Origin of the sequence: Sinisalibacter lacisalsi (assembly GCF_014640115.1) — a bacterium.
Taxonomy (GTDB): Bacteria; Pseudomonadota; Alphaproteobacteria; order Rhodobacterales; family Rhodobacteraceae; genus Sinisalibacter; species Sinisalibacter lacisalsi.
This window is the reverse complement of record NZ_BMGI01000002.1, coordinates 698,653-722,526: the sequence shown is the minus strand read 5'-3', so window position 1 is coordinate 722,526 and position 23,874 is coordinate 698,653. Positions and strand designations below refer to the sequence as shown.

At 67.2% G+C, this 23,874-nt stretch carries 26 protein-coding genes; 16 read left to right on the top strand and 10 right to left on the bottom strand.

The window, feature by feature from the left end:
- The first annotated feature begins 9 nt into the window (after positions 1–9).
- From nuoN to IEW01_RS09325, 4 genes are all read left to right on the top strand, one after another.
- Positions 10–1,449: an NADH-quinone oxidoreductase subunit NuoN gene (gene nuoN / locus IEW01_RS09340; RefSeq protein ID WP_188527336.1), complete on the top strand. Its 1,440-nt coding sequence runs from the start codon at positions 10–12 to the stop codon at positions 1,447–1,449.
- Positions 1,450–1,527: 78 nt separating this feature from the next.
- Positions 1,528–2,271, top strand: coding sequence for a biotin--[acetyl-CoA-carboxylase] ligase (locus IEW01_RS09335; RefSeq protein WP_188527335.1), 744 nt, complete (start codon positions 1,528–1,530; stop codon positions 2,269–2,271).
- Between the two features lie 10 nt (positions 2,272–2,281).
- On the top strand, positions 2,282–3,061 hold the full coding sequence (locus tag IEW01_RS09330) for a type III pantothenate kinase (protein WP_188527334.1): 780 nt from the start codon (positions 2,282–2,284) through the stop codon (positions 3,059–3,061).
- On the top strand, positions 3,058–4,722 hold the full coding sequence (locus tag IEW01_RS09325) for a ribonuclease J (protein ID WP_188527333.1): 1,665 nt from the start codon (positions 3,058–3,060) through the stop codon (positions 4,720–4,722). Before IEW01_RS09330 ends, IEW01_RS09325 begins: the two co-directional genes overlap by 4 nt.
- A gap of 6 nt (positions 4,723–4,728) precedes the next feature.
- Here the strand turns inward: IEW01_RS09325 and IEW01_RS09320 are convergent, their stop codons facing one another.
- Together IEW01_RS09320 and IEW01_RS09315 are read right to left on the bottom strand one after the other, a co-directional pair.
- Positions 4,729–5,049 (bottom strand): PilZ domain-containing protein, encoded by a 321-nt coding sequence (locus tag IEW01_RS09320; protein ID WP_188527332.1) that lies wholly within the window; start codon positions 5,047–5,049, stop codon positions 4,729–4,731.
- A gap of 84 nt (positions 5,050–5,133) precedes the next feature.
- A complete protein-coding gene (locus tag IEW01_RS09315; protein WP_188527331.1) occupies positions 5,134–6,591 on the bottom strand; it encodes a DEAD/DEAH box helicase in 1,458 nt (485 codons plus the stop codon).
- Between the two features lie 213 nt (positions 6,592–6,804).
- Between IEW01_RS09315 and IEW01_RS09310 the strand changes: the two genes are divergently transcribed.
- Positions 6,805–7,224: an OsmC family peroxiredoxin gene (locus IEW01_RS09310; RefSeq protein WP_188527330.1), complete on the top strand. Its 420-nt coding sequence runs from the start codon at positions 6,805–6,807 to the stop codon at positions 7,222–7,224.
- A 10-nt stretch (positions 7,225–7,234) separates the two neighbouring features.
- Here IEW01_RS09310 and IEW01_RS09305 read toward each other — a convergent pair whose 3' ends face one another.
- The 4 genes from IEW01_RS09305 to IEW01_RS09290 form a co-directional block, all read right to left on the bottom strand.
- A complete protein-coding gene (locus tag IEW01_RS09305; protein WP_188527329.1) occupies positions 7,235–7,738 on the bottom strand; it encodes a DUF6869 domain-containing protein in 504 nt (167 codons plus the stop codon).
- A complete protein-coding gene (locus IEW01_RS09300) occupies positions 7,735–8,457 on the bottom strand; it encodes a hypothetical protein (RefSeq protein WP_188527328.1) in 723 nt (240 codons plus the stop codon). The genes IEW01_RS09305 and IEW01_RS09300 overlap by 4 nt, the downstream gene beginning before the upstream one ends.
- 4 nt (positions 8,458–8,461) lie before the next feature.
- On the bottom strand, positions 8,462–10,072 hold the full coding sequence (locus tag IEW01_RS09295) for a peptide chain release factor 3 (protein ID WP_188527327.1): 1,611 nt from the start codon (positions 10,070–10,072) through the stop codon (positions 8,462–8,464).
- A 69-nt stretch (positions 10,073–10,141) separates the two neighbouring features.
- Positions 10,142–11,161 carry a Hint domain-containing protein gene (locus IEW01_RS09290; protein ID WP_188527326.1) on the bottom strand — a complete coding sequence of 340 codons (1,020 nt, stop codon included), beginning with the start codon at positions 11,159–11,161 and terminating at the stop codon, positions 10,142–10,144.
- Between the two features lie 238 nt (positions 11,162–11,399).
- Here IEW01_RS09290 and IEW01_RS09285 point away from each other — a divergent pair, with 238 nt between their 5' ends.
- The 6 genes from IEW01_RS09285 (at position 11,400) to IEW01_RS09260 (ending at position 16,449) form a co-directional block, all read left to right on the top strand.
- Positions 11,400–12,179: an SDR family oxidoreductase gene (locus IEW01_RS09285; RefSeq protein ID WP_188527325.1), complete on the top strand. Its 780-nt coding sequence runs from the start codon at positions 11,400–11,402 to the stop codon at positions 12,177–12,179.
- Positions 12,180–12,327: 148 nt separating this feature from the next.
- Positions 12,328–13,431: an ABC transporter ATP-binding protein gene (locus IEW01_RS09280; RefSeq protein ID WP_188527324.1), complete on the top strand. Its 1,104-nt coding sequence runs from the start codon at positions 12,328–12,330 to the stop codon at positions 13,429–13,431.
- Between the two features lie 111 nt (positions 13,432–13,542).
- Positions 13,543–13,752 (top strand): twin-arginine translocase TatA/TatE family subunit, encoded by a 210-nt coding sequence (tatA, locus tag IEW01_RS09275; RefSeq protein ID WP_188527417.1) that lies wholly within the window; start codon positions 13,543–13,545, stop codon positions 13,750–13,752.
- A gap of 20 nt (positions 13,753–13,772) precedes the next feature.
- On the top strand, positions 13,773–14,537 hold the full coding sequence (gene tatB, locus IEW01_RS09270; RefSeq protein ID WP_188527323.1) for a Sec-independent protein translocase protein TatB: 765 nt from the start codon (positions 13,773–13,775) through the stop codon (positions 14,535–14,537).
- Positions 14,534–15,604, top strand: coding sequence for a twin-arginine translocase subunit TatC (tatC, locus tag IEW01_RS09265; RefSeq protein ID WP_188527322.1), 1,071 nt, complete (start codon positions 14,534–14,536; stop codon positions 15,602–15,604). Before tatB ends, tatC begins: the two co-directional genes overlap by 4 nt.
- Positions 15,601–16,449 (top strand): ATP-binding protein, encoded by an 849-nt coding sequence (locus tag IEW01_RS09260; RefSeq protein WP_188527321.1) that lies wholly within the window; start codon positions 15,601–15,603, stop codon positions 16,447–16,449. The genes tatC and IEW01_RS09260 overlap by 4 nt, the downstream gene beginning before the upstream one ends.
- 67 nt (positions 16,450–16,516) lie before the next feature.
- On the opposite strand, the gene IEW01_RS09255 is transcribed toward IEW01_RS09260, so the two are convergent.
- The gene (locus tag IEW01_RS09255; RefSeq protein ID WP_188527320.1) at positions 16,517–18,016 is read right to left on the bottom strand and encodes a CoA-acylating methylmalonate-semialdehyde dehydrogenase; all 1,500 of its coding nucleotides are present in this window, start codon (positions 18,014–18,016) and stop codon (positions 16,517–16,519) included.
- Between the two features lie 98 nt (positions 18,017–18,114).
- On the opposite strand from IEW01_RS09255, the gene IEW01_RS09250 reads away from it, so the two are divergent.
- From IEW01_RS09250 to coaD, 3 genes are all read left to right on the top strand, one after another.
- The gene (locus IEW01_RS09250; RefSeq protein ID WP_188527319.1) at positions 18,115–19,011 is read left to right on the top strand and encodes a LysR family transcriptional regulator; all 897 of its coding nucleotides are present in this window, start codon (positions 18,115–18,117) and stop codon (positions 19,009–19,011) included.
- A gap of 78 nt (positions 19,012–19,089) precedes the next feature.
- Positions 19,090–19,524 carry a CBS domain-containing protein gene (locus IEW01_RS09245; protein ID WP_188527318.1) on the top strand — a complete coding sequence of 145 codons (435 nt, stop codon included), beginning with the start codon at positions 19,090–19,092 and terminating at the stop codon, positions 19,522–19,524.
- A gap of 94 nt (positions 19,525–19,618) precedes the next feature.
- A complete protein-coding gene (gene coaD / locus IEW01_RS09240) occupies positions 19,619–20,113 on the top strand; it encodes a pantetheine-phosphate adenylyltransferase (protein WP_188527317.1) in 495 nt (164 codons plus the stop codon).
- Positions 20,114–20,137: 24 nt separating this feature from the next.
- Here coaD and IEW01_RS09235 read toward each other — a convergent pair whose 3' ends face one another.
- The 3 genes from IEW01_RS09235 to IEW01_RS09225 form a co-directional block, all read right to left on the bottom strand.
- Positions 20,138–20,299 (bottom strand): hypothetical protein, encoded by a 162-nt coding sequence (locus IEW01_RS09235; RefSeq protein WP_188527316.1) that lies wholly within the window; start codon positions 20,297–20,299, stop codon positions 20,138–20,140.
- Between the two features lie 185 nt (positions 20,300–20,484).
- Entirely contained in the window at positions 20,485–21,486 is a 1,002-nt protein-coding gene (gene gap / locus IEW01_RS09230; RefSeq protein ID WP_188527315.1) for a type I glyceraldehyde-3-phosphate dehydrogenase, read from the bottom strand.
- Between the two features lie 115 nt (positions 21,487–21,601).
- Positions 21,602–21,745 (bottom strand): hypothetical protein, encoded by a 144-nt coding sequence (locus IEW01_RS09225; RefSeq protein ID WP_188527314.1) that lies wholly within the window; start codon positions 21,743–21,745, stop codon positions 21,602–21,604.
- A 262-nt stretch (positions 21,746–22,007) separates the two neighbouring features.
- Between IEW01_RS09225 and IEW01_RS09220 the strand changes: the two genes are divergently transcribed.
- Both IEW01_RS09220 and IEW01_RS09215 read left to right on the top strand, forming a co-directional pair.
- Positions 22,008–22,979, top strand: coding sequence for a DUF808 domain-containing protein (locus IEW01_RS09220; RefSeq protein WP_188527313.1), 972 nt, complete (start codon positions 22,008–22,010; stop codon positions 22,977–22,979).
- A 274-nt stretch (positions 22,980–23,253) separates the two neighbouring features.
- Entirely contained in the window at positions 23,254–23,778 is a 525-nt protein-coding gene (locus IEW01_RS09215; RefSeq protein WP_188527312.1) for an outer membrane protein, read from the top strand.
- The last annotated feature ends 96 nt before the right edge of the window (positions 23,779–23,874 follow it).

Below are 23,874 nucleotides of genomic sequence, written 5' to 3'. Positions count from 1 at the left end.
GGGGACGACATGACCGCGTTCGATCTGCAAGCCATCCTGCCCGAATTGCTGCTCGCCGTCTTCGCGATGTTCGCGCTGCTGGCGGCCGTCTACACCGGCAAGGACAAGGCCACGCCGCTCGTCACCTGGGCCACGGCCGGGGTGATGCTGGCGCTGGCGCTGTTCATCGGCCTCGGCGAGGCGGTGAACGGGCGCGCCTTCGGCGGCCTCCTGTTCGAAGATGCCTACGGGCGCTTCGCGCAGGTCGGCATCCTCGTCGCCGCCGCCGCCGTGCTGCTGGCGGGGCAGGATACCCTGGTCCGTCGCGGGCTGGGGCGCTTCGAATACCCGCTGCTCATCGCGCTCGCCACGGTAGGGATGATGATCATGGTCTCCGCCGGTGACCTGATGACGCTCTACATGGGGCTGGAGCTGCAATCTCTGGCCCTCTACGTCGTCGCCGCGATGCGCCGCGACGGCGTGAAATCGACGGAAGCCGGGATGAAATACTTCATCCTCGGCGCGCTCTCCTCCGGCCTCCTGCTCTATGGCGCGTCGCTGACCTACGGCTACGCCGGCACCACCGGGTTCGACGGCATCCTCGCCGCCGCCAGCGGTGGCGAGATGGGGCTTGGCCTGCTCTTCGGCCTGACCTTCGTGGTCGCGGGCCTCGCCTTCAAGGTCTCCGCCGTGCCCTTCCACATGTGGACGCCGGATGTCTACGAAGGCGCGCCGACGCCGGTGACGGCCTTCTTCGCCACCGCCCCCAAGCTCGCGGCGATGGCGCTGTTCGGCCGGGTGCTGTTCGACGCCTTCGGGCAGGCGGTGGGCGACTGGAGCCAGATCATCGCGCTGATGGCGGTTCTGTCGATGTTCCTCGGTGCGGTGGCAGCGATCGGCCAGCGCGACATCAAGCGGCTGATGGCCTATTCCTCGATCAGCCACATGGGCTTTGCCCTGATCGGTCTCGCCGCGGGCAGCCAGTATGGCGTGCAGGCGATGCTGGTCTACATGGCGATCTACCTGACCATGAACGTGGGCACCTTCGCCTTCATCATGTCGATGGAGCGCGACGGCAAGCCGGTGACCGAGATCGCAGCGCTGCACCAATACGCCAAGGGCGAACCTGTCAAGGCGCTGGCGATGCTGGTGCTCCTGTTCTCGCTCGCGGGCGTGCCGCCGATGGTGGGCTTCTTCGGCAAGCTCTACGTGCTGGGCGCGGCGGTGCAGGCCGACATGACCCTGCTCGCGGTGGCGGGCGTGGTCGCCAGCGTGATCGGCGCCTTCTATTACCTGCGCATCGTCTACTACATGTATTTCGGAGAGGCCGAGGAGCGGGTCGAAACCCCGATGAGCCCGGCCGCCTGGGTGATGCTGATGGGCGCGGCGGCGGCGATGCTGCTCGGCGTCATCAACCTGTTCGGCGTCGAGGGCGCGGCGGCCCAGGCGGCGGCGGCCCTTGTCAACTAGGCCGGATCCGTCCGGCCGCACGCGGTCGCGCGACCGCGTGAAGCGCCGCCGCGCGGCGGCGTGCTCCCGGCGGCAGCGATGAACTGGCCGCCGGGATACGCGCACGTGCCGCTCGGTGAAGTCGGCTCCACGCTCGACGAGGCCGCGCGCCGGTTCGGCGAAATGTCAGGCCCGACCTGGATCACCGCGACCCGGCAGACCGCCGCGCGCGGGCGCCGGGGCCGGGCCTGGGCGAACCCCGAGGGCAATTTCGCCGCAACCCTGGTGTTGCCACGCGTCGCGCCCGAAGCCGCGCCGCTGCGCTCCTTCGTCGCCGCGCTGGCGCTGTTCGACGCCTTTGCCGCCCTCACCGGGCGGGCCGAGTCCTTCGCGCTGAAATGGCCGAACGACGTGCTGCTGAACGGCGGCAAGGTGGCGGGCATCCTGCTCGAAGGCCGGCCGGCGGGTGGGCGGCTTTCGGGGCTGGCGATCGGCATCGGCGTCAACCTCGCCGAGGCGCCGGCGGCGGACGAGGTGGAGCCCGGCGCGCTGCGCCCGGTCTCGCTCGCGGGCGAAACCGGGCTGACCGTGCCGCCCGGCGATTTCCTCGAAGCCCTCGCCCCCGCCTATGCCCATTGGGAGGCGCAATTCGCCGATCTCGGCTTTGCGCCGATCCGCACCGCCTGGCTCGCCCGCGCCGCCCGGCTTGGCGAGACCGTCACCGCGCGCCTTACGAGCAGCGAGATCACGGGCGTCATGCGTGAGGTGGACGAGGCAGGGCAACTTGTCCTATCAACGCCGCACGGCCTGCACCGCATCGCGGCGGGCGACATTTTTTTCTGAAGGGGCAGGCATGCTTCTCGCCATCGACTGCGGCAATACCAACACCGTGTTCTCGATCTGGGACGGCGAGAAGTTTCTCGCCACCCTGCGCACCTCGACCGAGCACCAGCGCACCGCCGACCAGTATTTTGTCTGGTGGGACACGCTCACCCGTCACCACGGCATCACCCCCGACATCAAGGGCGTGGTGATCTCCTCCACCGTGCCGCGCGTGGTGTTCAACCTGCGCGTCTTCGCCGACCGCTACTTCGGCCTGCGCCCGCTTGTCGTCGGCAAGCCCGAGTGCCTGTTGCCGGTCGACGTGCGGGTGGATGCGGGCACGCAAGTCGGCCCCGACCGGCTGGTCAACACCGTGGCCGGGCACGATCTTTACGGCGGCGACATCATCGTCGTCGATTTCGGCACCGCCACCACCTTCGACGTGGTCGACAGCGACGGCGCCTATATCGGCGGGGTGATCGCGCCGGGGGTGAACCTCAGCCTCGAGGCGCTGCACATGGCGGCGGCGGCGCTGCCGCATGTCGACATCACCTATCCCGACCGCGTGATCGGCACCAATACCGTGGCCTGCATGCAATCGGGCATCTTCTGGGGCTACGTCGGGCTGATCAAGGAAATCTCGGCGCGGATCATCGAGGAGCACGGCCGGCCGATGACGGTGGTCGGCACTGGCGGCCTCGCGCCGCTGTTCCAGAGCCACGCCCCGGTGTTCGACCATTTCGCCGACAATCTCACGATGCACGGCCTCGTGAAAATTCATCAATACAACAAAGAGCAGGGCAACCCATGAGCAAGAACCGGCTGATCTACCTTCCCCTCGGCGGTGCGGGGGAGATCGGCATGAACGCCTATGTCTACGGCTACGGCGCCCCCGGCGAGGAGCGGCTGATCGTCGTCGACCTCGGGGTGACCTTTCCCGACATGGACACCACGCCCGGGGTCAACCTGATCCTGCCCGATATCGGCTTTCTGCGCGACAACGCCGAGCGGATCGAGGCGATCTTCATCACACATGCGCACGAAGACCACGTCGGCGCGGTGGGGCGGCTCTGGCCCGACCTGCGCGCGCCGGTTTACGCGCGCAGCTTCACCGGGCACCTGGCGCAGCTTAAGTTCGAGGAAGCGGGGCAGGACCCGGCCAACGTGGAGATCGTCGGCGCCTGGCCCGAGCGGATCGAGGCGGGGCCGTTCAAGGTGGCATTTCTGCCGGTTTCGCACTCGATCCCGGAAAGCGCGGCGCTGGTGATCGACACCCCCGCCGGCCGGATCGTGCACACCGGCGACTTCAAGCTCGACACCGCCCCGGGCGTGGGTGAGCCCTGGGACGAGGGGCTCTGGCGCGAGGCCACCAAGGGCCGGGTGCGCGCGCTGGTCTGCGATTCCACCAACGTGTTCTCGCATCATCCCGGCCGGTCCGAGGCCGAGTTGAAAGACCCGATCCGCAAGCTCGTGGCCGCGGCGCCGCACATGGTGGTGGCCACCACCTTCGCCTCCAACGTCGCCCGGGTGAAAACCCTCGCCGAGGCCGGGCTGGCCGCCGGCCGCTCGGTCTGCCTGCTCGGCCGGGCGATGCGGCGGATGGTCGAGGTGGCGGAAAAAACCGGCGTGGTCGATGCCTTCCCGCACACCATCACGCCGGAAGACGCGCGCGACCTCCCGCGTGAAAACCTGATGCTGATCGTGACCGGCAGCCAGGGCGAGCGCCGCGCCGCCTCGGCGCAGCTCAGCCGCGGCAAGTATCTCGGGCTGGAGATGAACGAGGGCGATACCTTCCTGTTTTCCTCCAAGACCATTCCCGGCAACGAGCGCGGCGTGATCCGCACGATGAACGCGTTTTCCGAGATGGGGGTGGATATCGTCGCCGAGGACGATCGCTATCACGTTTCGGGCCATGCCAACCGCCCCGATCTGGAGCGGGTGCACGCGCTGGTGAACCCCGAATGCGTGATCCCGATGCATGGGGAGCACCGCCACCTGCGCGAGCACGCCAAGCTGGCGGAGGCCAACGGCCGCGTCTCGCTGGTGGTGGTGAACGGCGCGGTCTGCGACCTGACCGGGGCGCGGCCGCATATCGTGGAGCATGTCGAAGCCGAGCGGGTTTATCTCGACGGCGATATTCTGATCGGCGCGCTCGATGGCGTGGTGCGCGACCGGATCCGGCTGGCGCTGAATGGGCATGTGATGGTGAACGTCATCCTCGAGGGGAACGAGGCGCTGGGAGAGCCCTGGGTCGAAACCATGGGCCTGCCCGAAACCGGCCGGTCGCGCGCGGCGCTGGTCGACGTGCTGGAGCAGGATCTCGGCCAGTTCCTGATGCGGGCCAAGGCCCGGACCCTGCGCGACGACGCCGCGGTCGAGGACGAGTTGGTGCGGATCACCAAGAAGGTCACGCAGGACGAGATCGGCCGCAAACCCGAGGTGACGGTGGTGGTCAGCCGGCTGGAGGGCTGAGGCTGGCTAGCCTTCCGGTGGCACGAAAAGCTCGATGAAGCCGGCGATCACCGGCCCGGCCTTTTCGGGCGCATCGAAGGCGGCGCCCAAGGTCTCGCCGTGGTGCCAGACCACCGAGGCCGAGACAGCCGGCAGGCCTTCGAACCGCACGGCCTCGAGTGCGGCGAGGTCCGCCCCGGCGCTGCCGGGGGCGAGGCGGGCTTGGAAACCGGCGAAGGAGATGTTGAGAAGTTCGGCCGGCAGCCGGTGTTCACCGAAAAGGAGTTCGATCCGGTTGCTGCAGCTGGTGCGCTTGCGGGCGCGCTGGTCCGGCTGGATCTGGTTCATGCGGCCTCCTTGCGATTCGCGGGGGGTTCACCCGCAGTATCGCACCGGGACCGAAACAAAAGGTTACCACAGGCGGGAGGCTGTTCAGCCGCGCCGGTCTTCGAAGCTCAGGGCGATGAAGCCGGGCAGGTGGTCGCCCATGCCGACGACGGCTTTGTCGTCGCCCTTGCCGCGGCCCGAAGAGCGCGGGCGGCTTGCCGGTTTTTCTTCGCGCACAGGGGCCTCCTCAGCCGGTGCCGGCGTTTGGGCCGGTGCCGGGGCTGCTGCGGGAGCTTCCTCGGCGGGTTTGCGGCTGCGGCTGCGGCTGCGCGAGGACGGTTTCTTTTCCGCCTGCGGCGCTTCGGGTTCCGGCTGCGGTGCCGGCGCGCCTTCGGCTGCCGTGTCCTGGCCGCCGCCAAGCGGGTTGGCGACGCGGGGAATGGGGCCCTCGATCAGGCGTTCGACCGCGTCGAGGTTCTTTTCGTCGCGCGGCTCGCAGATCATGAAGGTCTTGCCCGAGCGCCCGGCGCGGCCGGTGCGGCCGATGCGGTGGATGTAGTCTTCGGCGTGGCTCGGTACGTCGAAGTTGAAGATGTGGCTCACGTTCGGGATGTCGAGCCCGCGCGCGGCGACGTCGGAGGCACAGAGGTAGCGGATCGTGCCGTCTCGGAACCCCTGAAGCACCGCCGTGCGCTTGGACTGGTCGAGATCGCCGTGGATCGGTTCGGCATTGTAGCCGCCCTTCTTGAGGCTCTTGGCGACGATATCCACGTCCGTCTTGCGGTTGCAGAAGATGATGGCGTTGGTGCAGGCCTCGCCCTCGGCGTCGATGAGCGCGCGCAGCACGGCGCGCTTCTCGGTCGCCGCGCGGTCGCGGCGCGAGGGTTTGAACATCACCAGCGCCTGTTCGATCGTCGCCGAGGCGGTGGCCTGGCGGGCCACTTCGACGCGGGCGGGGCTGGAGAGGAAGGTATTGGTGATGCGCTCGATCTCCGGCGCCATGGTGGCGGAGAAGAACAGCGTTTGCCGGGTGAAGGGCACGAGGCCGAAGATGCGCTCGATATCGGGGATGAAGCCCATGTCGAGCATCCGGTCGGCCTCATCGACCACCATGATCTGCACGCCGGTGAGCAAGAGCTTGCCGCGCTCGAAATGGTCGAGCAGGCGGCCCGGCGTTGCGATCAGAACGTCGACGCCGCGGTCGATCAGCTGATCCTGTTCCTTGAAGCTGACGCCGCCGATCAGCAGCGCCTTGGTGAGCTTCACGTACTTGGCGTAGTTCTCGAAGTTCTCGGCAACCTGCGCGGCGAGCTCGCGGGTGGGGCAGAGCACGAGGCTGCGCGGCATCCGCGCCCGGGCGCGGCCGCGGGCGAGCTGGGTGATCATCGGCAGCACGAAGGAGGCCGTCTTGCCGGTGCCGGTCTGGGCGATGCCGAGCACGTCGCGGCCCTCGAGGGCCGGCGGGATCGCGCCTTCCTGAATCGGGGTCGGGGTCTCGTAGCCTGCCTCTTCGACGGCCTTGAGAACTTTCGGGCTCAGGTTGAGTTCGGAGAATTTGGTCAAGTGGTGCCTTTCGTCTGGGTTCGCGGCGCAACTGGCCGCAAAATCAGCGCGGCCCGCCCGGCCGGATTGCCGGGGCGTCTTGATGTGTGACGCATTACCGGGCGAGCGCGGAAAGGTCAAGGAGATCGGCGTTGCGCGGCGATCACGGCGGCGGCTCTTGACAGGGGCGGTGGTGCGGGCGGCACAATGGGGCATAGCGAACAGGAGGACGACATGATCAGGAAACACGGAAGCGCGATCTGGGAAGGCACGTTGAAAGACGGGCAGGGGCATCTTTCGTCGCAGAGTGGCGTGCTCGACGGCGTGGCCTACGATTTTCGCGAACGGTTCGAAGACAAGCCGGGCACCAACCCCGAAGAGCTGATCGGCGCGGCCCATGCCGCCTGCTTTTCGATGGCGCTCGCCAACATCCTCGCCGAACAGGGGATCACCGCCGAGCGGATCGAAACCCGCTCGACGATCTCGCTGTCGATGGAGGATGGCCCGAAGATCGTGAACGCGCATCTCGAAACCACGATCAAGGCGCCGGGTGACGAGGCGGCGATCCTCAAAGCGGCCGAAGCCGCCGAGACCGGCTGCCCGATCTCGCAACTGCTCGGCTGCGAGATCACGATGGACGCCAAGCTGGCCTGACCGGCTCAGCTCAGCCCAGCCCGTCGGCGGGCGGCAGCGGCGCGCCGTCGTCGAGGCCGGGAACACCCGCCCGCGCCGCCTCGATCCTCGCCCAGAGGAGCGGCGCGGCGCCGGGTTCGCCCGGCCAGACCCCGGTGAGCGCATAGGCGAAGCGCGGCGCGGTGGCGGCGAGGTGCTCGATCTCGTCGATCAGCGCCGACCCCTGCGCGCCGATCGCGTCTTCGAGCGGGCCGGCGGCCACCATCGCCACGTCCTCGGGGCTTGCGCAGGCCGCGAGCGCGGCGCGGATCGCGGCGAGCGCGGGGCCGGGGTGATCGCGCACCAGCGCGTCGAAAAGGGCGACGGTCCATGCGTCGGGGTGCGTGGCGGGGGCCGGGGATTCCCCGTCGCCGGCGCGCAGGTAGGCGAGAAAGCGCGCGGCGAGCCGGTCGAGCGGCAGGTCGCCGGGAGGCAGGCTGGCCTCGTCGACCCCAAGGGCCTCGGCGACGATCTTGCGCGGGATGGCGGTGGTCATGCGGCGATCCATTCGAGTTTGCCGGGCAGGCGGTGGACAAGCGCGTCCAACGCCTCGCGCAAGGCGTTTTGCCGGGCGGGCGGTGCCGCCAGCTGTAGCAGGATGTTCGGGGCGCTGCGCCCGCGCAACATCGCCAACCCGCGGTCTTCGGGGAATGCCGTGCTGTGGCGGGCGAGCATCTCGCGCGCCACGTCGGCCAGCGGACGCCGGGGCGCGAACTGGATCGTGACCACCGCCTGACCCCTCGCGCGGTAGGCGTGCACTTCCTCGAAGAGTGCGTATTTCGGGCTGCGCTTTCGGGTCATCGAGCGCACTTCGAAGCCGTTATCGGGATCCAGGAAAACGGCCGTGCAGGGCGCGAGCAGGTCGAGGGCGCGGCGATGCCAGTCTGCCCGAGCGTCGCGGTCGGTCGGCACCGGGTCCGACATATATCGCGTATCGGCGGGCAGGATGTCGCTCGCCTCGAAACGCGCAAGCGTGCGGCCGGAAGGATCGGAAAACGCCGCCATCCCGGCCAGGAGATCGGGGTCGCAGTTGCGCCAGACCGGCTGGGTGAGGTGATGGCGCTTCTCGCCGTCTCCATTGCCGCACGGGTCGACCGTCTCGGGGTGGGTGAGATACCAGTTCAGCCCCACGGGTCCGCCAAGCCCGGCGTGCAACGCCTTCAGAACGGCGTATTTCAGGAAATCGTGGCTGTCGCCGAGATAGCGTTCCTGCACGGGTTCAGTCCCCGTGCATTTCCTTGGTGGCCGACAGCGTCAGCTCCGGATAATCCCGTTCGGCCCGGTCGATGTCCCATTGCAGGCGGGTGAGGTAGACCACGTCGCCGTCGTTGTCGTGGGCGATGTGCTGCTTGTTGGCGCTGATGAAACGGTCCATCTCGGCCTTCGGGCCGGTCACCCAGCGGGCGGATTTGAACTGCGAGGCCTCGAAGCGCACCGGCAGCCCGTATTCCAGCTCGATCCGGCTGGCCAGAACCTCGAATTGCAGCGCGCCCACGACGCCGACGATGAAGCCCGAGCCGATATCGGGCTTGAACACCTTGGCGGCGCCTTCCTCGGCGAATTGCATCAGCGCCTTTTCGAGGTGCTTGGCCTTCATCGGGTCGCCCGCGCGCACGCCTTGCAGAAGTTCCGGCGCGAAGGAGGGGATGCCGGTGACGCGCAGGGCCTCGCCCTCGGTCAGCGTGTCGCCGATGCGCAATTGCCCGTGGTTGGGGATGCCGATGATGTCGCCGGCCCAGGCTTCCTCGGCAAGCTCGCGGTCGGAGGCGAGAAACATTACCGGGTTGGAGATCGCCATCGGCTTTTTCGTGCGCACGTGCATGAGCTTCATGCCGCGCTTGAAGTGGCCCGAGGCCATGCGGACGAAGGCCACGCGGTCGCGGTGCTTGGCGTCCATGTTGGCCTGAACCTTGAAGACGAAGCCGGTCACGTTCTTTTCTTCCGGCGCGATCTGGCGCGGCTCGGCCGATTGCGGCTGCGGCTCGGGGCCGTATTCGGCGATGCCCTTCATCAGTTCCTTCACCCCGAAGGAGTTGATCGCGGAGCCGAACCAGATCGGCGTCATCATCCCTGCGGCCACCTCTTCGGCGTCGAGCGTGGGCAGCAGCTCGCGCGCCATCTCGACCTCCTCGCGCAGCTTCTCGAGCAGGTGTTGGGGCACGTGCTCGGCTAGGCGGGGGTCGTCCAGCCCGTCGATCTCGATCGATTCGGCCACCTTGTTGCGGTCGGCGCGGTCCATCAGTTCGAGCCGGTCATGGACGAGATCGTAGCAGCCGAGGAAATCGCGCCCCATGCCGATTGGCCAGGAGGCCGGGGTGACGTGGATCGCCAGCAATTCCTGGATCTCGTCGATGATCTCGAAGGTGTCGCGCGCCTCGCGGTCCATCTTGTTGCAGAAGGTCAGGATCGGAAGGTCGCGCATCCGGCAGACCTCGAACAGCTTGCGGGTCTGGCTCTCGACGCCCTTGGCGCCGTCGATCACCATGATCGCGGCATCCACCGCCGTCAGGGTGCGGTAGGTGTCTTCCGAGAAATCGGAGTGGCCGGGAGTGTCGACGAGGTTGAAGCGGTAGGGGCCGAAGTCGAAGCTCATCGCCGAGGCGGAGACCGAAATCCCCCGGTCCTTCTCCATCTGCATGAAGTCGGAGCGGGTGCGCCGGGCCTCGCCCTTGGCGCGCACCTGGCCCGCCATCTGGATCGCGCCGCCGTAGAGCAGGAATTTCTCGGTCAGCGTCGTCTTGCCCGCATCCGGGTGCGAGATGATGGCAAAGGTCCGGCGCCGGGCGATCTCCGGCGGCAGGGCGGGGCGGTTATGAGCGACGTCCAACATGGCCGCGGATATAAGCGAGGCGGGGGGGCGCGGCAAGCGCGACAGGGCCGGGCGGGGACCGGCGCGGTTTCAGAGCGCCGAGATGCGCTTGAGCATCGCGACCGCGCTCGCGCTGCGCGCCAGATCGGCCTCGCCCAGTTCGTGACCGGGCAGACGCGCGCTTTCGGGCCGGTCCTGCAGCCGCCTTGCCACTTCCTCGGGCAGAACCGGCCTTGTCGTGGTGTCGACGAAGAGGCTCTCGGCGGCGATGCCCTCGGCGTAGATGATCTCGTGCTTGTCGAACAGGATCTGGAAATAATCCACGAAGCCGCCCGGCTCCTGCGTCACGCTGGTGCCGTTCACCAGGAGCCCGGCCTTGACGAGGATCTCCTTGCGTCCGGCGCCGAGCGCGTCGACGCGCTGGTAGATGAACAGCCGGTGGTTCGGGCTGACCACCAGCCTGCCGGTGTTGTTGAGCGTGCCCGGGGCGATGGTGATCGGCGCGAAGGCGCCGGTGGCGCGCAGGGTCTGAACCCCGGTCCAGCGCACCGCCTGCGGGCCGGAATCGCGGGTGAGCACCTTGTCGCCGGGGCGGATCGCCTCGATCGGCACCTGGCGGCCATCGGCCATGGTGATCTGGGTGCCGCGGGTGAAGGCAACGGTGGCGGTGGCGGCGAGCCGCGCGGCGGCCGCCTCGTGCTCGACGGTGACAAGGGTGTAACCGGCCTTCGCCGCGAACGGGGCGAGCGGGTGGAGGTAAACCTGCGAGATCGTGCCCGTGGCGGCATCGACCTCGACGAAAACCAGCGCCTCGCGGGTTTCTCCCGCCGGCCCCATGAAGGTGAGCAGGCTGTCGAGGTGGACCGGCGCGCCGGGCCGGCCGGTGGCACTGCCGGCGGCAACGCGGAACACCGGCGTGCCATCCGAGGCCAGCCCGAGCCGCAGCGGCTGGGCGTCTTCGTCGAGCGCGTAGATGTCTTCGTGCAGGAGGTCCGACGCATCGGTGAGCGGATCGCCCTCGTTCACGCCATGAATGGCGCGAAAGGCCTCGGCCGGGAACACCGAGATATGCCGGACCGGCAACTCGACCTGGATCGGTTGAAATGACATGACAGCTCCCACGCGGCCCCCACCGCAGCCATGAGATCCTATGCTTCGGCGGCGATCGGGTCAACGAAGGCATGAAAACAAAGCGATCCCGGCCTGTCGCGCATGGCGAATTGTTGCCGGTCCAGGGCCAGGTGCGGCGCTGCGCAGAGGATTGTCGCGCCGCCGGCAACCACCCCCCGGCATGGGCGAATCGCTCGGCCTTTGCTAGGCGAAGGTGAACAACGCGGGAGAGATGGCGATGGACTTCGGATTACGTGGGAAACGGGCGCTGGTCTGCGCCTCCTCCAAAGGCCTAGGGCGCGGCTGTGCCGAGGCGCTGGCAGGCGAGGGGGTGAGCCTCGTGCTGAACGCGCGCGGCGCCGAGGCGCTCGAGGCGACGGCGGCGGAGATTCGTGACCGTTTCGGCGTTCCGGTCGAGACTGTAGCCGCCGATATCACCACCGAGGCAGGCCGCGCCGAGGTGCTCGCGGTGGCCGGCGAGGTGGATATCCTCGTCACCAACGCCGGGGGTCCGCCGCCGGGCACCTGGACGGACTGGGACCGCGACGACTTCATCGCCGCGCTCGACGCCAACATGCTCACCCCGGTGGCGCTGATCCAGGCGCTGGTGCCGGGGATGATGGCGCGCGGCTGGGGCCGCGTGATCAACATCACCAGCCGCGCGGTCAAGGCGCCGCTGGCGGCGCTGGGCCTTTCGAACTCGGCGCGCGCCGGGTTGACCGGCTTCGTGGCCGGCACCGCGCGGCAGGTTGCGCATTCGGGGGTGACGATCAACAACCTGCTGCCCGGCTCGCATGACACCGACCGCATCCGCACGATGGACGCCCGCAACGCCGAGCTCAAGGGCATCAGCATCGACACGCAGAAGGCCCAACGCCTCGCCACCAACCCGGTGGGGCGCGACGGCACGCCCGAGGAATTCGGCGCCGCTTGCGCGTTCCTGTGCTCGCAACAGGCGGCCTTCATCGTCGGGCAGAACATCCTCGCCGATGGCGGCGAGGTGAACGCGACCATCTGAGCCCGGCCCGGGCCGGGCTGGCAACGGCCGCGCATTTGGGCCATGATGAGACCGGCGAGGCTTGCCCGCGCCGGAGATTTGCTGCTATCTGCAGCGAAATGGAACTATTCCGATAAGATTAATCGGGTATGGGCGGGTCGACGCGGGCATGACACCACGGCTGGAAGTGAGGAACATCACCCGGCGTTTCGGCGGCGTGCCGGTGGTGAGCGAGGTGTCGCTGAGCGTGATGCCGGGGCAGGTGACATGCCTGCTCGGCCCCTCCGGCTGCGGCAAGTCCACCACGCTGCGGATCATCGCCGGGGTCGACTGGCCCGACGAGGGGGAGATTCGCATCGACGGCGAGCGAATCGTCGCGCCCGGCTTTTTCGTGCCGCCGGAGAAACGCGGCACAGGGCTGATGTTCCAGGATTTCGCGCTGTTCCCGCATCTCAGCGTGTTCGACAACATCGCCTTCGGCCTCGACGGAACCCGCACCGAGAAGCGGCTGAGGGTGCACGAGCTGCTCGATAAGGTCGGGCTTCTGCGCTACATCGACAGCTACCCGCACGAGCTTTCCGGCGGCGAACAACAGCGTGTGGCGCTGGCGCGGGCTCTGGCCCCGCGGCCCCGCATCATGCTGATGGACGAGCCGTTTTCCGGCCTCGACAATCGCCTGCGCGACGGCATCCGCGACGAAACCCTGTCGATCCTGAAAGACGAGGGCACGGCGGTTCTGCTGGTGACGCACGAGCCCGAAGAGGCTATGCGCATGGCCGACGAGATCGCGCTGATGCGCCGCGGGCGCATCGTGCAGCAGGGCGCGCCCTACAACGTCTACAACGCGCCGGTCGATCGCGAGGCGGCGGCGTTTTTCTCCGATATCAACGTGATCCGGGGCCGGGTGCAGGGATTGCTCACCGAAACCGCGTTCGGAAAGTTCATGGCGCCGGGCCAGGCCGACGGCACCGAGGTCGAGATCGTGATCCGCCCGCAGCACATCAAGATCGACTTCGACCGCGGCGGGCAGGGGCCGGCACCCAGCCCCGAGCACGGCGTCTGGGCGCGGGGCGTGGTGGAGCGCGCACGCTTCATCGGCAAGGAAAGCCTCGTCGAGTTCCGCATGGATTTCGACGGCTCGCTGCTCAAGGCCACGGTGCCGAGCGTGTTCCTGCCCAAGGCCGGCACGCATCTGTGGATCGCGATCCGGCGTGATCGCTGTTTCGTCTTCCCGGTGATCCCCAGCAAAGACTGGCGCCGGCGCGCCGATTGAGCCGGCACCGGCATTTTCTTGCGCGTGCGCCCGCATTCGGGCTTTGATCTTCCGTCCGGAAGCAATAGATACGGGCGGGAGTTGGAAAAACGTTCCGCGAAAGGAAAGCGAATGTCTCTTGGGCCATGGCAAGTCTTGCTGATTGCGGTTGTCGTTCTCGTCCTCTTCGGGCGCGGCAAGATCGCCTCGTTGATGGGCGAAGTCGGCAAGGGGATCACTTCCTTCAAGAAGGGAGTCGAAGAGGGCAAGAAAGAAGTCGAGGATCAGGCGGCGGCTGACGCGAAAGACGTCACCCCCGAAAAGGACAAGGACGACGCCTGATCTGAACCGGGGGCGCGGCCATGTTCGACATCGGTTTCACCGAGCTTCTCGTCATCGGCATCATCGCGTTGATCGTGGTGGGGCCGAAAGACCTGCCGGGAATGTTCCGCACGCTGGGGCGGTTCACCGCACGGCTGCGCTCGCTTGGTCGTGAGTTCACCTCGGCGATGAACGCCGCCGCTGATGAAAGCGGCATGCGCGAGGCATCGAAGGAGCTCAAGGGCCTCACCAATCCACGCAGCTACGGGCTCGACAAGCTCAACCAGGCCGCGGACTCGTTCGAGAAATGGGACCCGACCAAGCCGTCGAAACCTAAGGAAGGCGAGACCAGCGAAGAGGCGATCTCGAAGGGGCTCGACCCCGAGCGCCAGGCCGATATCGAGAAGATCCGCGCCGCCACCGAAAAGGTGGGCCAGGCGCGGCTTGACCGCGAGGCGGCCGAGAAGGCGGCAGGTGAGACCGCGAAGAAGCCGGTGAAGGGCAAGCCGCCGGAGCGGCCGAAGCCGGTGCAGAAACCGGCGCAGACCGCGGCCCCCGCGGCAGAGGCGAGCGACGCCGCCGAGAAAGCCACGCCGGAGAAGAAGCCGGCTGGAGACAAGCCCGCAGCCAAGAAGCCCGCCGCGAAAAAGCCAGCCGCGAAGAAACCCGCTGCCAAGCCCGCCGCGGCGAAACCCGCGGCAAAGAAACCCGCGACGGCAGCGCCCGCGAAGAAGCCCGCCGCCAAGCCCGCCGCGAAGACCGCCAAGACCAGGACGGCGAAATCTGACAAGGCCGACGACGCATGAGCCGCACCGATGACGAGATCGAAGACAGCTCCGCGCCGCTGATCGAGCACCTGGCCGAGTTGCGCAACCGCCTGATCCGGGCGGTGCTCTACTTCCTCGTGGGGTTCGTGATCGCCTTCGTTTTCGCCGGCACCCTGCTCGACTGGCTGCTGGTGCCGATCGAGGCCAGCATGCGTGCCCTGGGCAATCCCAACCCGGTGATGCAGTATACCGCGCCGCAGGAATACTTCTTCACCCTGATCCGCATCGCGATGGTGGCGGGGTTGATGATCTCCTTCCCCTTCGTCGCCAACCAACTCTGGCGATTTGTCGCGCCGGGACTCTACAAGAAGGAAAAGGCGGCGTTCCTGCCCTTCCTGATCGCCTCGCCCGCAATGTTCCTTGCCGGCGCCACCTTCGCGCACCTCGTCGTCACCCCGCTGGCGATGAAGTTTTTCCTCGGCTTTGCCGATACCGCCTCAATCTTCACCGCGTTTTTCGACCAGGTTCCCGGCGAGGGCGTGACGGCGGTCGTGCCCGAGGGCAAGAAGGGCATCGACATCGTCTTCCAGGGTAAGGTGAACGAAACCCTCGACATCACGCTCAAACTGATCGTGGCCTTCGGGCTGTCGTTCCAGTTGCCGGTGTTGCTGACGCTGATGGGCCGCGCCGGGCTTGCCACATCCGCCGGCCTCGCGGGCGTGCGCAAATATGCCGTCGTCGGCATCCTGGCGCTGGCCGCCGTTGTCACCCCGCCCGACGTGATCACCCAGTTGATCCTGTTCGTGGTGGTCTACGGGCTTTACGAGATTTCGATCCAGCTCGTGCGCCGCTTCGAGAGGAAGCGCGAAGAGGAGCTGCGGGCCGAGGGTCTCTGGTTCGAGGATGACGACGAGACCGAGGGCGGCGAAGCCGAAGGCGGCGAAACGCCTGAAAACCCCGACGACGACCCGATCTTCAAGGAATTCGACGACGACGAAGAGGCGGCCGACGCCGCTGACGACGAGAGCATTTGGGAGATCGACGAGGACGGGCCGGAAGGTGACGACGACGGGCCGGACGCGGACGATCCGAAGAGAGACACATGACCGAATCCCTGTTTGCCCGCATCGCCGAGGCGCTGGAACGGATCGCCCCGGCCCCCCTGGCCGCGCCCGATTTCGCCGCCGCCGAGGCCTTCGTCTGGCACGTCTCGCCCGACCGGCTGATCCCGGTCGAGCAGGTCGCCCGGGTCGATATCGGGCTGCTGATCGGCGTTGACCGCGCCCGCGACACGCTGCTCGACAACACCCGCCGCTTCGCGCGCGGCCTGCCCGCCAACAACGCGCTGCTCTGGGGCTCACGGGGGATGGGCAAGTCGTCGCTGGTCAAGGCGGTGCACGCGGCGGTGAGCGCCGAGGGGCTGCCGCTCAAGATCGTCGAACTCCAGCGCGAGGATCTGCCCTCGGTGGGACGGCTCCTGACCCACCTGCGCGACGCGCCGCACCGGTTCCTCCTGTTTTGCGACGATCTGTCGTTCAGCCATGACGACGAGCATTACAAGAGCCTCAAGGCGGTGCTCGACGGCGGCATCGAGGGGCGTCCCGACAACGTGGTGTTCTACGCCACCTCCAACCGCCGCCACCTGATGCCGCGCGACATGATCGAGAACGAGCGTTCCACCGCGATCAACCCCGGTGAAGCGGTGGAGGAGAAGGTGTCGCTCTCCGATCGCTTCGGGCTCTGGCTCGGGTTCCATCCCTGTTCGCAGGACGAATATCTCGCGATGATCCGGGGCTATGCCGATGCTTTTGGCATCGAGATCGACGACGACACCCTGCGCGCCGAGGCGATCGAATGGCAGGCCACGCGCGGCGCGCGCTCGGGCCGGGTGGCCTGGCAATACGTGACCGATCTCGCCGGGCGCCGGGGCGTTTCCATCCCGCGCGGTTGATCCGCACGCGCGGGGGGCCGATGCCGGGAAGCCGGCGGGCGCGCAGAACGCCCGCCGCGTGGTCTTCTCAATCCATCGCCTTGAAGTGGAACTCGCCGCCTTCCTTGACGTGGCTGAACCAGCGCGAGGTGACCGTCTTGGTGCGGGTGTAGAAGCGGAAGGCGTCGGGGCCATACTGGTTGAGGTCGCCGAAGGCCGATTTCTTCCAGCCGCCGAAGGTGTGGTAGCTGAGCGGCACCGGGATCGGGAAGTTGATCCCCACCATCCCGACGTTGACCCGGCTGGCGAAATCGCGCGCGGTGTCGCCATCGGCGGTGAAGATCGCGGTGCCGTTGCCGTAGTCGTTGTCCATCACCAGCCCGAGCGCATCCTCGTAGCTCGCCGCCCGCACCTGGCTCAGCACCGGGCCGAAGATCTCTTCGCGGTAGATGTCCATCTCCGGGGTCACGTTGTCGAACAGGGTGGGGCCGACGAAAAAGCCGTTCTCGTAGCCCTGCAGCTTGAAGTCGCGCCCGTCGGTCACCAGCGTGGCGCCCTGGTCGACGCCGCTGGAGATCAGCCCCTTCACGCGCTCCATCGCCTGGCCCGTGATCAGCGGGCCGTAATCGAGATCGTCGCCGGCGGTGTAGGGGCCGACCTTCAGCTTCTCGATCCGGGGCACCAGCAGTTCCACCAGCCGGTCGGCGGTCTCATGGCCAACCGGCACCGCCACCGAGATCGCCATGCAGCGTTCGCCCGCGGCGCCGTAGCCCGCGCCCACCAGCGCGTCGGCGGCCTTTTCCATGTCGGCATCGGGCATGATGATCATGTGGTTCTTGGCGCCGCCGAAGCACTGCGCGCGCTTGCCGTTCGCCGCCGCCCGGCCGTAGATGTACTGCGCGATCGGGGTGGAGCCGACAAAGCCCACCGCCTGCACCACGTCGTTATCGAGGATCGCATCGACCGCTTCCTTGTCGCCGTGCACCACCTGCAACACGCCATCGGGCAAGCCCGCCTCCTGCAGCAGTTCCGCCAGCATCACGGATGTGGAGGGCGTGCGTTCGGAGGGCTTGAGCACCATCGCGTTGCCCGCGCTGATCGCAGGGGCAAGCTTCCACAGCGGGATCATGGCGGGGAAGTTGAACGGGGTGATCCCGGCCACCACGCCGAGCGGCTGGCGCATCGAGTAGAGGTCGATGCCGGGGCCGCCGGAGTCGGTATATTCGCCCTTGAGCATGTGCGGTGCGCCCATGCAGACCTCGACCACCTCGAGCCCGCGCTGGATGTCGCCCTTGGCGTCGGGCAGCGTCTTGCCGTGTTCACGGCTGAGGGTTTCGGCCAACTTGTCCATGTCGCGCTCGATGAGCTGGGCGAATTTCATCATCACCCGGGCGCGGCGTTGCGGGTTGACCCGGGCCCAGTCCGCCTGCGCCGCGGCGGCCTTGTTCACCGCCGCGTCAAGCTCGGCCGGGCTTGCCAGCGACACCTTGCCCTGCACCTCGCCGGTGGCGGGGTTGTAGACATCGGCGAAACGGCCGGAGGCTCCCTTGACCCTTTGGCCGTTGATCCAGTGTTCGACTTCGTACATGGCGTGTCTCCTTTGGTTTCGCGCAGAGTATTCTTGCAAATTTGCCGGGAAAAGGCGAAACCTCTCAAAGGTGTCTTGCGAAATTGCAAAGGCAGGCGATGGATCCGGACTGGGACGATCTGCGCGTTTTCCTCGCCGTGGCCCGCGGCGAGAGCCTTTCGGCGGCCGGGCGGGTGTTGAAACGCGATCCGGCCACGGTGGGCCGTCGCATCGCCCGGCTCGAAGAGGCGATGGGGGCGGCGCTCTTCCAGCGCGCGCCCTCGGGCTATGGGCTGACGGTGGCGGGGGAGCGTCTGCTCGCCCATGCCGAGGCGGTCGAGCAGGCGGTGGCGCAGGGGGTCGAGGCGCTCAGCGGAGCAGCTGACCGGCTCACCGGACAGGTGCGGATCGGTGCACCCGACGGCTGTGCCAACTTTCTCCTACCGCGCGTCTGCGCCGGGATCAGGGCGCGTCATCCCGGCCTCGACATGCAGATCGTGGCGCTGCCCCGGGTGGTGAACCTGTCGCGGCGCGAGGCGGATTTCGCCATCACCGTGTCGCCCCCGGCGGCGGGGCGGCTGACGGTGCAGAAGATCACCGATTATCACCTGCACCTCGTCGCCCACCGCGACTACCTCGCTACGGCGCGGCCGATCGAACGCCTCGAGGATGTCGCCGCCCACCCGGTGATCGGCTACATCCCCGACATGATCTTCGACGCCGAGCTGGACTATCTCGCCGAGATCGGGGCCGAGGGCGTGGCGCTGGCGTCGAACGCGGTTTCGGTACAACTGGGCTTTCTGCGCGAGGCGGCCGGGCTGGGCATCGCGCATGATTTCTCGCTGCCCTTCGTACCGGGCCTGCAGAAGGTTCTGGCGGGGACGTTCTCGCTCACCCGCAGCTATTACCTCGTGCGCCACGCGGCCGATGCCCGGAACGGGCGGTTGCACCGGGTGGGGGACATGATCGCCCAGGGGTTGCGCGCCGAGGTTGCGCGGCTGGAGGCCATGGCCTGACTTGACAAGTCGCCGGACCCTGAGCAGGCTTAATCAACAAGTAAAAGATCGCCCGCAGGGCGCCAGGGAGGACCAGTCATGCTCATCAGCCAGATCCTGAAGGAGAAGGATATCGAGGGGGTGCTCACCGTTGCGCCCGGAACAGCGGTGAGCGAAGCGGCCAGCATCCTGTCGAGCCGCGGGATCGGCGCGCTGATCGTGTCGAACGACGGGCTGGTGCCGCTCGGCATCATCACCGAGCGCGACATCGTGCGCGAACTGGGCAAGCGCGGCGGTGGCTGCCTGAATGATCCGGTCGACGACCTGATGACCCGTGACATCATCTCTTGCATCCCCGGCGACAGGGCGCTTCGGGTGCTGCAGATGATGACCGAGGGGCGGTTCCGGCACATGCCGGTGATGGCCGACGGCGAGCTCGTCGGCATGGTCTCGATCGGCGACGTGGTGAAGGGGCGGCTCAACGAACTCTCGGCGCAGAACGAATCCCTCAAGGCGATGATCATGGGATACTGACCCTTCGCGCGAGGGCGGCGCCGCAGCGCAGAAAGGTCTTGCGCCTGTTGGGGAAATAATGTTGCGTGCGCCGCAATATCTGAGGAGCACGCCCATGCGCATCGGCCTATATCCCGGCACGTTCGACCCGATCACGCTCGGACATCTCGACATCATCCGGCGTGGCTGCCTGCTCGTCGACCGGCTGGTGATCGCGGTGGCGATCAACGAGGGCAAGGGGCCGCTGTTCCCGCTCGATGACCGGGTTGCGATGGTGGAGGCCGAGGCGACGAAGATCATGGCCGAGACCGGCACCGAGATCGTGGTGCACCCGTTCGACAACCTGCTGATCGACTGCGCCCATGACGTGGGCGCGCAGATCATCCTGCGCGGGCTGCGCGCGGTGGCCGATTTCGAATACGAATACCAGATGGTCGGAATGAACCGGGCGCTCGATGCCTCGGTCGAAACCGTGTTCCTGATGGCCGAGGCCAAGTTCCAGCCGATCGCCTCGAAACTCGTCAAGGAAATCGCGCGGCTGGGCGGCGACGTGTCCAAGTTCGTCACGCCCGAGGTGCGCGCGCGGCTAGAGGCCCGGCTCGGGGGCTGACCCCGAGCCCGGGCGCCGGGCGCGTCAGCCGTAGACGGCGCGCCGGGCGATCGCTTTCGCGTCGTAGGGGTTGAGCCCCATGTCCTCGATCGCGAGGTCGACGGGCAGGGCCTCGATCTCGCGGCGGGTCTTGTGGTAGAGCGCGCGCTTGGCGATGATCTCTCGGATTTTTTCATAGGCGGTCATGACGATCTCCTTTTGGTCACTGGTTGCCTTCGCCTCCAATCTGGGGATGCCGCGGCGCAGCACAACCGGCAGTTAGCGATAACGGCCCTGCGCTGGGTGCATGGCTCGCAACCGCCTGAAACCAAAGAAAAAGGCCGCCCGGTGGGGCGGCCTTCGCGTGATCGGGTGGCGGATATGCGCCGGGATCAGAGGTATTTGCCCATTTCCACCGCGGTATCGAGCATGCGGTTGGAGAAGCCCCATTCGTTGTCATACCAGGTCAGGATGCGCACGAAGTTGCCGTCCATCACCTTGGTCTGGTCCATGTGGAAGGTGGAGGAATTGGGGTTGTGGTTGAAGTCGATCGAGACGTTCGGCAGGTCGGTGTAGCCCAGAACGCCCTTGAGCGGGCCATCGGCGGCGGCGCGGATCGCGTCGTTGATCTCCTCGACGCTGGTTTCCTTGCCCGCCTCGAAGGTGAGATCGACGACCGAGACGTTCGGCGTCGGCACCCGGATTGCCACGCCATCGAGCAGCCCGTTCAACTCCGGCAGCACCAGGCCCACCGCCTTGGCGGCGCCCGTCGAGGTGGGGATCATGCTCATCGCCGCCGCGCGGGCGCGGTAGAGATCCTTGTGCATCGTATCAAGCGTCGGCTGGTCACCGGTATAGGAGTGGATCGTGGTCATGAAGCCGCGCTTGATGCCCACGGTGTCGTTCAGAACCTTGGCCACCGGCGCGAGGCAGTTGGTGGTGCAGGACGCGTTGGAGACGATCACGTCGTCGGCGCTGAGCACCTCGTGGTTCACGCCGTAGACGATGGTTTTGTCGGCGCCCTTGGAGGGGGCCGAGACGAGCACGCGCGACGAGCCGTTCTCGAGGTGGATCGCGGCCTTGTCACGGTCGGTGAAAATGCCGGTGCATTCCATCACGATATCGACATCGCCCCAGGGCAGTTCCTTCGGATCGCGGATCGCGGTCACTTCGATCGGGCCGGAGCCGGCGTCGATGGTGTTGCCGTTCACCTTCACATCCTTGGGAAACCGGCCGTGCACGCTGTCGAACTGCAACAGGTGGGCGTTGGTCTCGACCGGGCCGAGATCGTTGATCGCCACCACCTCGATATCCTTGCGCCCAGATTCCTCGAGCGCGCGCAGCACGTTGCGCCCGATCCGTCCGAAACCGTTGATGGCTACCTTGACCGTCATTTATTCATCCTCGGGTTGAGAGTTGGGCCCCGCTCGGGGGGTGAAATACCGGTGCCAACCTTCGGGATAGGCGCGGGCGTGTCAAGGCATGACGGCCATGCGGCGAAGGCATGTTTCAGCGCCAGAAGGCGATCCAGTCAAGCAGATCGAACAGCTTCTTGCCGAGGAACACCGGCAGCGTGCCGCCGTAGGCATAGGCATCCACCGCGAAAACCGCGACGAGGAGCAGGCCGAGCGCAAGGGCGATCTTGTTGGTCATGAACAGGACTTTGCCGATCAGCGGCGGAGGGGCAAGAAAAAAGCTGCCCCGCACGGGTGCGAGCGGCGCCGGGTCGACCGGGATCACGCTGGCCATGCGCGCCCGGTCAGCCGCCCGGGCAGCCGCGCCCGGCGCGGGGAGTTCAACGCATGTTTCCAGGTTATTGGCCCAAGCGCTGCCCGGGGGGATGCGGCCTTGCCGGCCGTTGCGCCTCTCGCGCAATGCTGTAGCGTGAGCGTCGGAACCGGTGGTGGAGGATGGCATGAGCGGGCTTCTGGCGCTACTCGATGACGTGGCGGGGATCGCCAAGGTGGCGGCGGCGTCGGTCGATGATGTGGCCGGGCAGGCGGCGAAGGCGGGCGCCAAGGCGGCCGGCGCGGCGATCGACGACGCGGCGGTGACGCCGAAATACGTGCACGGCTTCGCCCCGGCGCGGGAATTGCCGATCGTGGGCCGGATCGCGCTCGGCTCGATCCGCAACAAGCTGATCGTCCTGCTGCCGCTCGGGCTAATGCTGTCGAGCTTCGCGCCCTGGGCGATCACGCCGCTGCTGATGCTGGGGGGCGCCTATCTCTGCTTCGAGGGGGCGGAGAAGGTCTGGCACACGCTGTTCCCGCATGAACAGGTGATCGACGCCGCCAAGACCGAGCCGGGCGATCCGATGCACCTCGAGCGCGAAAAGGTGGCGGGAGCGATCAAGACCGATTTCATCCTGTCGGCCGAGATCATGACGATCGCGCTGGCGGCGATACCGAAATCGACACTCGTGATCGAGGCCGCCACGCTGGCGCTCGTGGCGGTGGGGATCACCGTGGTGGTTTACGGCTCGGTCGCGCTGCTGGTGAAGATGGACGATATCGGCCTCGTGATGACGGCGCGCGGACGGCTCGGGCTGACCCGGGCGCTCGGGCGCGGAATCGTGAAGGCGATGCCCGGCGTGATGCGGTTGCTGACTCTGGTGGGCACCGCCGCGATGCTCTGGGTCGGCGGCAACATCGTGGTGCATGGGCTGCACCAGCTGGGCTGGCACCCGGTTTACGATTTCGTGCACCACTGGTCGGAGGTCGTGGCGCTCGCCGTCGCGGCGGGCTGGGCGGACGTCGCCGGCTGGCTGGTGACGGCGGCGCTCGACGGGCTGTTCGGCCTTGCCCTCGGGGTGCTGCTGATCCCGCTGGCGACGCGGGTGATCCAACCGGCGATCGCGGCACTGACGGGCAAGACCCAGGGTCATTGAAAGGGCCGGGAGGGCGCCGTGCAGGCGTGAGTCGATGCGCGGCCGGTGTGAGCGGCACGAGGCAAATGGGGCCCGTTTCGGGGGCTGCGATCGGCGCCATTCCGCCGGTTTCGGTCACTTGCGGCGAAAGGCGATACGGAGTTGCAACAGACACGAATTCTTTACGGCGGTCGGCGCTGTTGGCTTTGACAGACAGGCTCCGCGGGTATGTAATGATCGTACAGTTACAACCTCGAAGTTCACGGCTCCCGTGATAAACCAAAGGAGGTTTTCGATGTTCAAGAAACTTTTCGCGACAACCGCAATCGCAATGTTCGCCGCCATGCCGGCGGCTGCCGGTAGCCTTCAGGACCCGGTCGTCGAGCCGACGCCGATGCCGCAGTACGTGGAGCCCGCGTCCGACTGGACCGGTTTCTACGCCGGTATCAACGGCACGGGCGGCGTCACGGGCGGCACCAACGCCTGGGGCGCGGGTGTCCACGCCGGATACCTGCAAGACATGGGTGATTTGGTCATCGGTGGTGAACTCAGCTACAACTACGTGTTCAACCCCGCCGGTAACCATTTCTTCGGTCTCGACGCAATCGTCGGCTATGACGCAGGCGATGTGATGCCGCATGTCACCTTCGGCGGTTCCTACCTCTCGCCGGCGGATCTCTTCGGCGTGTCGGCCGGTGCCGGCCTCTCGGTCAAGGCGACCGAGAACATCATCCTGACCGGACGGTATCGTTACACCTACGAACCGACCGGCCCGAACACGCTGCACCAGGGTATTCTGGCGGTGTCCTACCGGTTCTGACCTCGGAACAAGGCATGGCTTAGGGGAGGGGGCGCTTCGGCGCCCCCTTCTGCTTTTGTGGCTCCGCTTCTACGGCGGTGCGGTGAATGAACGGCG